Source organism: Pseudomonas sp. Rh2 (assembly GCF_040762985.1).
GTDB classification, from domain to species: Bacteria; Pseudomonadota; Gammaproteobacteria; order Pseudomonadales; family Pseudomonadaceae; genus Aquipseudomonas; species Aquipseudomonas taiwanensis.
Genome location: NZ_CP142890.1, coordinates 809,538 through 821,476, shown reverse-complemented (window position 1 = coordinate 821,476; position 11,939 = coordinate 809,538). Strand labels below are relative to the sequence as shown.

Annotated in this window: 11 protein-coding genes; 2 read left to right on the top strand and 9 right to left on the bottom strand. The window is 62.8% G+C overall.

Annotation, left to right across the window (positions count from 1 at the left end; genetic code table 11):
• Window positions 1-23 precede the first annotated feature (23 nt).
• From aroK to VXM67_RS03730, 6 genes are read right to left on the bottom strand one after another with little or no spacing between them, the layout of a single operon-like run.
• Window positions 24-542: a shikimate kinase AroK gene (gene aroK / locus VXM67_RS03755; RefSeq protein ID WP_023378227.1), complete on the bottom strand. Its 519-nt coding sequence runs from the start codon at window positions 540-542 to the stop codon at window positions 24-26.
• A gap of 4 nt (window positions 543-546) precedes the next feature.
• Complete coding sequence (locus VXM67_RS03750) at window positions 547-1,815, bottom strand: type IV pilus secretin PilQ (RefSeq protein ID WP_084212786.1); 1,269 nt, start codon at window positions 1,813-1,815, stop codon at window positions 547-549.
• Window positions 1,748-2,695 (bottom strand): pilus assembly protein PilP, encoded by a 948-nt coding sequence (locus VXM67_RS03745; RefSeq protein ID WP_238546532.1) that lies wholly within the window; start codon window positions 2,693-2,695, stop codon window positions 1,748-1,750. Before VXM67_RS03745 ends, VXM67_RS03750 begins: the two co-directional genes overlap by 68 nt.
• Before the next feature lie 56 nt (window positions 2,696-2,751).
• Window positions 2,752-3,288: a PilN domain-containing protein gene (locus tag VXM67_RS03740; RefSeq protein ID WP_023378224.1), complete on the bottom strand. Its 537-nt coding sequence runs from the start codon at window positions 3,286-3,288 to the stop codon at window positions 2,752-2,754.
• Complete coding sequence (pilM, locus tag VXM67_RS03735) at window positions 3,276-3,932, bottom strand: type IV pilus biogenesis protein PilM (protein WP_367237504.1); 657 nt, start codon at window positions 3,930-3,932, stop codon at window positions 3,276-3,278. Before pilM ends, VXM67_RS03740 begins: the two co-directional genes overlap by 13 nt.
• A gap of 6 nt (window positions 3,933-3,938) precedes the next feature.
• On the bottom strand, window positions 3,939-4,166 hold the full coding sequence (locus VXM67_RS03730; protein WP_367237503.1) for a hypothetical protein: 228 nt from the start codon (window positions 4,164-4,166) through the stop codon (window positions 3,939-3,941).
• A gap of 171 nt (window positions 4,167-4,337) precedes the next feature.
• On the opposite strand from VXM67_RS03730, the gene VXM67_RS03725 reads away from it, so the two are divergent.
• Window positions 4,338-6,791 (top strand): penicillin-binding protein 1A, encoded by a 2,454-nt coding sequence (locus VXM67_RS03725; RefSeq protein ID WP_027907909.1) that lies wholly within the window; start codon window positions 4,338-4,340, stop codon window positions 6,789-6,791.
• Window positions 6,792-7,036: 245 nt separating this feature from the next.
• Here the strand turns inward: VXM67_RS03725 and VXM67_RS03720 are convergent, their stop codons facing one another.
• From VXM67_RS03720 to rpmE, 3 genes are all read right to left on the bottom strand, one after another.
• The gene (locus VXM67_RS03720; protein ID WP_023378221.1) at window positions 7,037-8,305 is read right to left on the bottom strand and encodes a malic enzyme-like NAD(P)-binding protein; all 1,269 of its coding nucleotides are present in this window, start codon (window positions 8,303-8,305) and stop codon (window positions 7,037-7,039) included.
• 179 nt (window positions 8,306-8,484) lie between these two features.
• Complete coding sequence (locus tag VXM67_RS03715) at window positions 8,485-9,306, bottom strand: thermonuclease family protein (protein WP_023378220.1); 822 nt, start codon at window positions 9,304-9,306, stop codon at window positions 8,485-8,487.
• Between the two features lie 2 nt (window positions 9,307-9,308).
• Window positions 9,309-9,524 (bottom strand): 50S ribosomal protein L31, encoded by a 216-nt coding sequence (rpmE, locus tag VXM67_RS03710; protein WP_023378219.1) that lies wholly within the window; start codon window positions 9,522-9,524, stop codon window positions 9,309-9,311.
• Between the two features lie 168 nt (window positions 9,525-9,692).
• Here rpmE and VXM67_RS03705 point away from each other — a divergent pair, with 168 nt between their 5' ends.
• Window positions 9,693-11,912 carry a primosomal protein N' gene (locus VXM67_RS03705; RefSeq protein ID WP_367237502.1) on the top strand — a complete coding sequence of 740 codons (2,220 nt, stop codon included), beginning with the start codon at window positions 9,693-9,695 and terminating at the stop codon, window positions 11,910-11,912.
• Window positions 11,913-11,939: the final 27 nt, after the last annotated feature.

Genomic DNA, 11,939 nt, shown 5'->3' with positions numbered 1-11,939 from the left:
CGGACGCCGAGAATAGTCCCGGCTTACCGGGGCGGCAACTGCTGCAAGCGCTCCAGGATATCGAGCACGACCATGCGTGGCGGCCGCTCGTCGGTTTCCACCACCACGTCAGCGATTTCACGGTAGAGCGGGTCGCGAGCTTCGAGCAAGGCTCGCAGGGTCGCTTCCGGATTGGCTGTGCGCAACAACGGGCGATTCCGGTCCCGCGCTGTCCGGCCGACCTGTTGCTCGACCGACGCATGCAGGTAGATGACCCGCCCGCCCCGATGCAGGGCCTGACGGTTGGCTTCGCGCAACACAGCACCACCGCCGGTCGCCAGGACCACGCCATCGAGGCCGCAGAGCTCGGCGATCATCGCCTGCTCACGGTCACGAAAGCCCGGTTCGCCCTCTTTGTCGAAGATCCACGGGATGTTGGCGCCGGTTCGCAATTCAATTTCCTTGTCGGAATCCTTGAACAGCAGGCGCAACTCTTTGGCCAACAGGCGCCCGATGGTGCTCTTTCCAGCGCCCATGGGCCCCACAAGTATCAAATTTCGCACAGAATCAACGACTCACAGCAATCGCCTGGTCACTCATGATACGCGGAGTCAGGAAGACCAGCAGCTCGGATTTTTTCTCTTGTAATGCATCGCGTCGAAACAGCCGCCCAACATACGGCAGATCGCCAAAAAATGGCACCTTGTCGATCACTTTGTTTTGCGTGGTCGAATAGACTCCGCCGATCACTATCGTTTCGCCATCAGCTACACGAACCCTGGCATTGACCTCGTTCTTGCGGATCGGAGGCACGTCGTTCAAGGCGTTGACGTAGTCCGGCTCGTCCTTGGTCACTCTGACTGCCATGATCACCTTGCCGTCTGGGGTGATCTGCGGCGTGACCTCGAGGGACAACGATGCCTCGCGGAAAGCGACAGACGTGGCGCCGCTCTTGCTGGTCTCCTGATATGGCACTTCGGTGCCTTTGAGAATTCTGGCGGTTTCCTTGTCGCCCGTCACCACCTTGGGCTGCGAGATGATTTCGCCGTTGCCGCTTTTCTCCATGGCACTGAGCTCAAGATCCAGCAGCACTTCCGCGCGCAGCAAGCCCAACCCCACCCCGGAGGTCGCCCTGTCTACCCCCAAGTCAACGAACAAATCACGACCCAACTGCGCCGTTTCGCCATACAGCGGTCCACCCCAGCGCACGCCCAGGCTCTTTTCGTAGTCGACATTGGCCTCGACGATGCGCGCCTCGATCGCCACTTGCCGCAGCGGCACGTCCAGTTCGGCCACCAATCTGCGCAATTCGGCCAGCCTATCGGCTGGCTGGTGGGCGATCAGCGTGTTGGTACGCGCATCGACCGCCAGGCTGCCGCGACCGGTCAGAATACCGTCGTCCGCCAGGGTCGCCTGGAGCAACTCGACAAGTTCAGAAGCCTTGGCATGGTGGATGGGCAGCAATGCCCGGCTCAGGGGCTGCAACTGAGCCTCCAGCTCCTGCCCGATCCGCTCGCCACGGGACTGCTCGGCCAACTCGGCGGCCGGCGCCACAAGCAACACATTGCCCTCTTGGCGACGGCCCAGCCCCTTGCTGCGCAACACCAGCTCCAGCGCCTGATCCCACGGCACATCCTGCAATCTCAACGTGATGTTGCCTTGCACGGCATCGCTGGCTACCAGGTTGATGCCCGCGTAGTCGGCCATCACCTGCAACACTGAGCGCACGGGCACATCCTGGAAATTCAGCGACAGCGACTCCCCCCGGTCAGGCGCCGCCATGACCGGCGGGACTACCAACAACGCCGCCGCGATCCACCTCAACAGGCATTTCATCGTCTTCCCTGCTCCCCTCTTCCAGGCGCTTGCGCATCGCCAGAACAACCGTACGCGCCTGCCAGGCGCCGCCCAGGTAGAGGCGCTCGCGCACTTGCGTCGATCGTTCGTCGATTCGCACCACAATGCCTTCGTCTCGCCCCAGCCGGTCACCGGCACGCACGCGGTGCAGCTGCCCAGCAGCCAGCAACAAGGCTTCGTATGTATGTCCACGCGCAAGACTGCCGACCATTTCCAGTTGCGCCAGAGGCATGCCCTCCAGCCCGACCCGAGGCGAACGACTCGACCACGCGGCAAACGGATCGACCACTGGAGCCAGGGGTTGGGCCTTTGCAGGTATTTGGGCCAGCCACTCATTGGCCGGCTCGGGCGCTTCGGCATGGTAGGTGTGCACTTGCAAGCGCAGTCGTAACATCCCTGGGCGACCTTCTACCGCTGACAACGTCATATCAGCGGGCCGTAACAGGCGCACTTGGCCGAGCCAGTCGTCCAGCCATTGCCGCACCGCCGAGTAGCGCCCCACCACCTGCACATTCAAAGGCGTCTGGCGGTAGCCGGCCTGCATGACGTGATCGAGCACATCCAGTTGTTCGATGTGCAACCCCTGCGTATGCCCGGAAGTCACCAACCGATCGAGCAGGTCACTCATGCCTTCGCCGGCTGCAAGGCTCCAGCGCGCCTGATCCAAACGCCGCTCGGCATCGCTGAGCGCCTCCTGCGCACCAGCCAGCGTTTGCAACTGCCCGACCCTGGACCGATGCTCTTGCTCCAACTGCGCGTGCCTGGCCAGCTGCAAGCCTTGGCGCTCACGCAGCTCCGGCCACCTGAGCAAGCCACCCAGCATGAGCACCGTCAACGCCAGACCGACGGGCACAAGCACCCTGAAAGCCGTGGAGCGCCCCACGAGCCCCTGCCAGTCCACTGCCTGCAGCCTCCTCATGACCAGGACGCTCGCACCTGAGCCACGAGCAAGAATTCGTCACCACCCGGCACGCTCCTGACCCTGTGCAGCTGAAGATCGAGCAACACCGATGAGCGCTCCAGATCGCGCAGCAACTGGGCCAGCAGCGCACCAGACCCCGCGAGCCCGACGATCCGCAGTCGCCCATCCACGAGCTTCAGCTCGGTCAGTTGAACGCCCTGCGCAATAGCGCGTTCCAGATCGACGAACACGGCCTGCAGGACACCTTGCTCCGCCCGTAGCCCTTCCAGCGCCTGGAGCTGTTCGCGCAGTGACGCAAGGGCCGCCTGGGATTCCTCAAGCAACTGCATTCGCTCACCCAACTCGGCAAGCTTCGCCTCCTTGTGCTGGTTGAGCGCAAGTTGACGCTGCACACGCTGGCGAGCGAGCTGATCGAGCGCGATCACCAGGCACAAAGCCAGGGCCCCACTGGCAACCAAGGAGACCTTGAATCGCTTGAGCGCGGCCTGTCGATGCCGTTCACGCCAAGGCAGCAGGTTCAGGCGCGGCATTGACCCATACCTCCTAACGCCAGGGCATAGGCAAGGACCAACGTCTCGCTGCAATTACCCAGGCCAGGCCTTGGCGGAAGTCGCCGGCAAGGGGCCACACGCTGCGTCCGCCACTCAGGGAACAGCCCTGGCTCGGGAGGGGCATGACTGGCGACCAGAATGTCGCTGACCGACACATGCTCGTCCAGCAGCTGCTGCACGGCACAGCGCACCTGCTCCCGGGTGGCGGGCGGCGCTAACTGCACCTCCCGGCGTTGCGGCAACGCGCCTTGGGGCCAGTAATGCAAGGTCGCACTGCCCCTCTCGATCCGGACCAAAGCCAGATCATCGGCACCGGGCTTCGGCAGCATCCGCTGCAAGGCCAGGCTGTCGACCTCCACCACCTCAAGCGCCAGGCCGGCATCGAGGAACAGCGCCTCGAACGGGTCGAGGGCGCTCTGCCTGCAAGCCACCACCATGACGTCCAGCGTACCGGGCTGCACCGGAGAAGCACCCAATATCTGAAAGTCCAACGCCAGGTCTTCAAGCGGGAAGGGAAACAATTGATCGGCATCGAGCAGCAATTGCGCTTCGAGCTCGGTTTCAGACTGACCTGCGGGCAACTGGCACACCTTGCAGATCACCTGGTTCGCCGGCAGGGCCATGGCAACCTAGCGTTGACGAATGCCTGTTCGCCGATGGGCCCGCCGCAAAGCCGACACGATCCGCTCGGAATCCGCCAGCTGTTCGCCCACCGAAGGCAGATCGATTGGCTCTACGGCCCACCCCAGCACCTGGCAGCGCCCACGTCGCCGCTGAAGTTGCAGCATTCGTACGGAATCCGAGGTGATTTCCACCCCCAACAATGAACCGGCATCCTTGCCGAAGCGTCCAAACATCCTTGTTTCCTTGCTTCAATGGGCAGACCACAACCTGGCCTGATGGGCCGGACGGTTGCGCAAGCCACCCGGCCGGTCACCCGGAAAGACGAAAAATGCTTATAATGCCCAGCGTTTTTTGTCCGCCGGACCCACGCGCAATTCACTCCTCAACCTGGACACCCAAAAGCCTTGATACGCCTGCTGAAGTTCTTCTGGTGGTCACTCGTCGCAGTCACCTGCGCGCTCGTACTCGGTGTGAGCGGTGCGTTTCTGTATCTTAGTCCCAGCCTGCCCTCGGTCGAATCGCTCAGAAGTATCCAGTTGCAGATCCCGCTCAGGGTGTACAGCAGCGACGGCAAGCTGATTGCCGAGTTCGGCGAAATGCGCCGCTCGCCGATTCGTTTCGCGGAAATTCCCCCACAGTTCATTCAGGCGCTTCTGTCTGCCGAGGACGACAATTTCCTCAACCACTATGGCGTCGACCCAAGCAGCCTGATGCGCGCTGCGAGCCAGCTGGTAAAGTCCGGGCACATCCAGACCGGCGGCAGCACCATCACCATGCAGGTGGCGAAGAACTACTTCCTCACCAGCGAGCGCAGCTTCTCGCGTAAAACCAACGAGATCCTCCTTGCCTTGCAGATCGAACGCGAACTGACCAAGGACGAGATCCTCGAGCTGTACGTCAACAAGATCTACCTGGGTAACCGCGCCTACGGCATCGAGGCCGCCGCTCAGGTTTACTACGGGAAGTCGATCCGTGACGTGAGCCTGGCACAAATGGCAATGATCGCCGGCCTGCCCAAGGCTCCGTCTCGCTTCAACCCGCTGGCCAACCCGGTACGCGCCAAGGAGCGCCGCGACTGGATTCTCGGCCGCATGTACAAGCTCGGCAAAATCGACGAGGCAAGCTACCAGGCCGCCCTGGCCGAACCGTTGAACGCCAGCTACCACGTGCCGACGCCCGAGGTGAATGCACCCTACATCGCCGAGATGGCCCGCGCCGAGATGGTTGGCCGCTACGGCAGCGATGCCTATACCGAAGGTTTCCGGGTGACCACCACGGTGCCGAGCGACATGCAGGAAATGGCCAACAAGGCCGTCCTCAATGGGCTTTCCGATTACGATGAGCGCCACGGCTACCGCGGCCCCGAGGCACGTTTCCCGGGCAAGACCCAGGCAGCCTGGCTGCAAGAGCTTAACAAGCAGCGCACCCTGGGCGGGCTTGAGCCTGCCATCGTTACCCGGGTCGAGAAGAGCGGCCTGAAAGTGCTCACCCGTGGCGGCCAGGAAGAAGAAGTCTCCTGGGACACCATGAAATGGGCCCGCCCGTTCATCAACACCAACTCCCAGGGTCGCGCGCCTCAATCGCCGGCCGATGTCGCCCAGATCGGCGACCTGGTGCGCCTGCAGCGCCTGGATGATGGCAAGCTCAAGTTCAGCCAGGTTCCCGGCGCACAAAGCGCTCTGGTGACCCTCGACCCTTACAACGGCGCGATCCGCGCCTTGGTCGGCGGCTTCTCGTTCGAGCAAAGCAACTACAACCGCGCGATGCAGGCCAAGCGCCAACCGGGCTCGAGCTTCAAGCCCTTCATCTATAGCGCTGCGCTGGACAACGGCTACACCGCCTCCAGCCTGGTCAACGATGCGCCGATCGTGTTCGTCGATGAGTACCTGGACAAGGTCTGGCGTCCGAAGAACGACACCAACACGTTCCTGGGGCCGATTCGCATGCGCGAAGCCCTGTACAAGTCGCGAAACCTGGTGTCGATCCGCCTGCTGCAGGCGATGGGCGTGGACCGCACCATCGATTACATCGCCAAGTTCGGCTTCAACAAGCAGGACTTGCCGCGCAACCTGTCGCTGGCGCTGGGGACCGCAACCCTGACGCCCATGGAAATCGCCACCGGCTGGAGCACCTTTGCCAATGGCGGCTACAAGATCAACCCCTACCTGATCGAGCGCATCGAGAGCCGCAACGGCGAGACCCTGTTCACCGCCAATCCGGCACGCGTCCCGCAAGGCGCCGAAGACCATGCAGGTCTGGCTGCGCCGGAGCAGCCGATCAGCACGGCCGCGATGCCAGGTGAAGCACCGTCCAGCTACGGCCAGGTCGCACCGACCCCACAAGCACCGGTGGCTGCCGAGCAGATCATTGATGGCCGCACCACCTACATCCTGACCAGCATGCTTCAGGACGTGATCAAGCGAGGCACCGGCCGTCGTGCGCTGGCCCTGGGCCGTACCGACCTGGCAGGCAAGACCGGTACCACCAACGAGTCCAAGGACGCCTGGTTCTCTGGTTACAACGCCGACTACATCACCACGGTATGGGTCGGTTTCGACCAACCGGAAACCCTTGGCCGCCGCGAATATGGCGGCACCGTGGCCCTGCCCATCTGGATGAACTTCATGGGCGCGGCGCTGAAGGACAAGCCCAACCATGCGCCGGCCGAACCGGAAGGCATTCTCAGCCTGCGGGTCGACCCCATCAGCGGTCGTGCCGCCTCGCCAAGCACGCCGAACGCCTACTTCGAGCTGTTCAAGGCCGAAGACTCACCGCCCTCGGTGGATGAACTGGGCAATGGCGCAGCGCCAGGTAGCCCGCTGCCAGCGGATGAAGCAGCGCCGATGGATCTGTTCTAAGCCCGTTCGGGTGCTTGCCTAGCGCCGCGGCGGTACGTGAATCGAGCGCCGCCCGCGCGGCGCATCGCGAGCAAGGCTCGCTCCTACGTCTGTTTCGGGCCAGTAACGTCAGTGGTAGATGCGCGCAAGCGCCTTTTATCGCGCCTGCTCGCGATGCGCCGCTCGATTTACACCTCCACAAAACTCAAGCGAAAAAAAGCCCCGACTCTCGCGAGCCAGGGCTTTTTCACATCGCTACGACTGGATCAGCCGTTGAACACTTCATCCACGCTTTTCAGCGGGTAGTGCTTCGGATACGGCAGGGTAGCCACGCCGGATTCGATCGCAGCCTTGGCCACGGCATCGGAAACGACGGTGATCAGACGTGCATCCAGCGGCTTCGGAATGATGTACTCACGGCCGAACTCCAGACCTTCAACACCGTAGGCTTCGCAGACTTCCTTCGGCACCGGCAGCTTGGCCAGGTCTTTCAGGGCGACGGCGGCGGCGATCTTCATTTCTTCGTTGATGCGCTTGGCACGAACGTCCAGAGCGCCACGGAAGATGAACGGGAAGCCCAGCACGTTGTTGACCTGGTTCGGGTAGTCGGAACGACCGGTCGCCATGATCACATCGCTGCGGGTGGCGTGGGCCAGCTCTGGGGAGATTTCCGGATCAGGGTTCGAGCACGCGAACACGATCGGGTTGGCTGCCATCGACTTCAGGCCTTCAGCGCTCAGCAGGTTCGGACCGGACAGACCGACGAACACGTCGGCACCATCCAGGGCATCGGCCAGCGTGCGCTTGTCGGTGGCGTGGGCGAACTGAGCCTTGTACTGGTTCAGGTCGTCACGACCGGCGTGAATCACGCCGCTACGGTCGATCATGAAGATGTTCTCGACCTTGGCACCCATGCTGACCAGCAGCTTCATGCAGGAGATAGCGGCGGCACCAGCACCCAGGCAGACGATCTTGGCATCTTCGAGTTTCTTGCCGGCGATTTCCAGGGCGTTGATCATGCCAGCGGCAGTCACGATAGCGGTGCCGTGCTGGTCATCGTGGAAGACCGGGATATCGCACTGCTCGATCAGGGTGCGCTCGATCTCGAAGCACTCAGGCGCCTTGATGTCTTCGAGGTTGATACCACCGAAGGTGATGGAGATACGCTTGACGGTGTCGATGAACGCCTGTGGGCTTTCGGAGTCGACTTCGATGTCGAATACATCGATACCAGCGAAACGCTTGAACAGAACACCCTTGCCTTCCATGACCGGCTTGGACGCCAGTGGGCCGAGGTCACCCAGACCGAGGATGGCAGTGCCATCGGAGATCACCGCAACCAGGTTGCCCTTGCCGGTGTATTTGTAGGCCAGCTCCGGATCACGGCCGATCTCGCGCACGGGCTCGGCAACACCTGGGCTGTAGGCCAGGGCGAGGTCGCGGGCGGTGGCAGTTGGCTTGGAGAGCTCGACGCTCAGTTTCCCCGGACGAGGTTGAGCGTGATATTCGAGAGCGGCGGTTTTCAGGTCTGACATGGTGGGCATTCCGCTATTTACTGTTCTGACGGACCGCCGAGGATACGCAAAGAGCCGGGGAGCCACAAGACTGGTCAGTCACTTGTGTCAAGGCCTTTAGCCTACGACTTTACGCTACAACCCACGGTGGATACGGCTTCCAGTGTGTACAATCTGATAGCGAAATGTCTACAATTATTTCACCGTGAAACGCGCTCCAGCATGCTCGGATCAGTCAATGGCAACACCCAGCGTCGCTGCCCTGGCTTAAGCCCCCCCTTGCGGGAACGGTCCAGCACCCAGCCACGCGCTTCGACCTGGCGTCCCTTGAGGTTATCGAAGAAGCTCGAAGGGAAGTTGCGTTGCAGACGAGCGGGAACCTGCAGCACCAGCGCATCGTCGAGTTCGAGCCAGACACCACCGCGATTGCGCTCGATGCCGGTGATTCTGCCGCCGATCACGGCAAACCCGGACCGTTTGACATCGCCACCGCGCACCACCGGTGAACGTCGCCACAACCCCGCTCCGGAAGCACGCGCTGCCTGTTCGGCGCTCTGCTGGCAACCGGCGAGGCGAACATTGGGCGCGACCGCGACACGATAGCCAAGCCCCTCGCTGAGTAAACGAGCTTCGAAATTGTCGCCATTGCGGCCGTAGACATGGGCCAAGGTGCGGCCGTACCTGTCCTTTGCCTCGACACCCGGCACCAGGCCTACGCGGCCATCACTGGCCTTGACCAACGCCTGCAGGCGTTGCCTGGCCATTTCGGCGTAAGGCTCACTGCTGCGCCCTTGGCGCCCAATCTCCGGGGCATTGATACCGATCAGACGCACACTGCGACCGTCGGTCAGGCGCAAGGTATCGCCATCGACGATCTGTCGCACGGCTACCATCTGCGGGTTTTCCGGCAGCGGGCAGAACGCCAGAGCCGGAAAATGCCACATCGCGCCCACAAAAAAAGCGCCCACAAGGGGCGCCTTTTTTTGCAGCAATGCGAAGCCCGAAGGATTCGCCATGCGCATGATTACTTCTTGGTACCGAACATACCGAAGCGATCGGCGAACTTCTGTACGCGACCACCGGTGTCCAGGACTTTCTGCTTACCAGTGTAGAACGGGTGGCACTGGGAGCACACGTCGATCGCCAGCGGCTTGGCCAGGGTCGAACGGGTTTCGAATTTGTTGCCGCAGCTGCAGGTGACTGCAACTACTTCGTAGTTCGGATGAATATCTGCTTTCATGGTCACTTCCTCGAGCTGCGTGCCGCCACCCAACACCAATTGTTGAATACCGCACGTAATTAGGCGGCGAATAATACCAGAGCACAGCGTCAGCGCAAGTTGTCGCTTGCACCGACGGTCGTCTGCTAGTCTCGCCACTCGTTGAAATACCCTGCCGAGACCTTCCGCGTGTCCGACGTCATACTGCGCCTTGCCCTCCCTTCTCCCTTGCGTCGCCTGTTCGACTATCGGGCACCGGCGAGCATGGCGCGCCAGGTACTGGAGCCTGGCATGCGTATTCGCGTGCCATTCGGCCGGCGCGAAATCATCGGCGTGCTGGTGGAGGTCTGCGACCAGAGCGAAGTGCCCGCTGACAAGCTAAAGCCGGCGATTACCCTGCTCGACCCGGTCTCACCCGTGCCCACTGCCCTGTTCAAGCTGTGCCTGTGGACCGCCCAGTACTACCAGCACAGCTTGGGCGACACCCTGAGCTGGGCGCTGCCCTCCCTGCTGCGCCAGGGTGAACCGGCCGAGATGCGCCAGGAGCGCTTCTGGCACGTCGCCCCTGGCGCGCGCCTGGAAGACCCACGCATCGCCCGTGCTCCGCGCCAGCGTGATGCACTCAAGACACTGGCCCAGCATCCGCACGGCGTGGCCCATAGCCTGTTGAGCAAACTCAACCTGAACAAGGACAGCCTGGACCTGCTGCTGGCCAAGGACCTGGTCCAGGTCGAGGTCCGCCGCCATCTGCCCGGGGCACGGCATGAGCACTGGCTGGCTCAGCCGGAACTGCCGCTCAATGAAGAGCAGCGCGAGGCCTTCGACACCGTGCGCGAGGGCTTTGGCAGCTTCGCCGCCTTTCTCCTGGCTGGTGTCACCGGCAGCGGCAAGACCGAGGTCTACCTGCAACTGATCCGCGAAACCCTGGAGGCCGGCAAGCAGGCACTGGTGCTGATTCCGGAGATCAACCTGGGCCCACAGACCCTGGCGCGCTTCGAGCAACGCTTCAATGCCCACATCGCCTTGCTGCATTCGGCCGTCAACGACCGCGAGCGCCTCGACGCCTGGCTGGCCGCCCGTGATGGCGAAGCCGACATCATCATCGGAACGCGCTCGGCCTTGTTCACGCCGATGAAGACCCCAGGCCTGATCATCATCGACGAGGAGCACGACGGCTCTTATAAACAGCAGGAAGGGCTGCGCTATCACGCCCGCGACCTGGCGCTGGTACGGGCGCATCAAGAGAACATCCCGATCGTACTCGGCTCCGCGACACCTTCGCTGGAAACCCTGCACAACGCCCTGACCGGACGCTACCGCCTGCTCCGCATGAACCAGCGCGCCGGCGGCGCCCGCGCCCCGCGCATGCTGCGCCTGGATGTGAAAAGCCTGCCATTGGACAGTGGCATCAGTGGCCCACTGCAGCAGGCCATCCGCCAGACCCTGGAAGCCGGCCAGCAGGTGCTGGTGTTCCTCAATCGGCGCGGCTTTGCCCCCACCCTGCTGTGTCATGACTGCGGCTGGTTGTCCGAATGCCCGCGCTGCGATGCCCGCATGACCGTGCACCAGCGCTCCGGTGTCCTGCGCTGCCACCACTGCGGCTATGACGAGCGCCTGCCGCAGCAGTGCCCGCAGTGCAATCACGTCGACCTGCGCCCTGTGGGGGCCGGTACCGAGCGGGCCGAAGAGCGCCTGAAGGTTCTGTTCCCGGACTACCCGATCCTGCGCGTCGACCGCGACAGCACCGCTCGCAAGGACGCCATGCACAACCTTTTCACCACCATCCAGCGCGGCCAGCCGAGCATTCTCGTAGGCACCCAGATGCTGGCCAAGGGTCACCACTTCCCGCGGGTGACCCTGGTTGCCATTCTCGATGCCGATGGCGGATTGTTTTCCGGCGATTTCCGCGCCAGCGAGCGCATGGCGCAGTTGATCGTCCAGGTAGCAGGCCGTGCTGGCCGTGCGGAGGAGCCAGGCAAGGTCATCATCCAGACCCACCTGGCCGATCATCCGCTGCTGGTGCAACTGACCGAGCAAGGCTATTTCGCCTTCGCCGAACAGGCCCTGAGCGAGCGCCGCACGGCGGGCCTTCCGCCGTATTCCCACCTCGCCCTGCTGCGTGCCGAAGCCCACAAACCGGGCCAGGCAGAAAGCTTCCTCGACGAGGCGTGCGCCGCAGCCGAGCGACTGGTTGCCGAGCAGGCCCTGCCTGGTATCGAGCTGTTGGGCCCAGTGCCTGCACCGATGGAGCGCCGCGCGGGACGCTTCCGCGCTCAACTCTTGATCCAGGCCAACACCCGCGCCCCCTTGCATCGACTGATCAGCGCCTGGTTGCTAGTGTTGGAGCAGATGCCGAGCGGGCGTCAGGTACGCTGGTCACTGGATGTCGATCCAGTCGACCTTTATTAAGGTTGCCGCGCAAAGGTTGGCAACCCG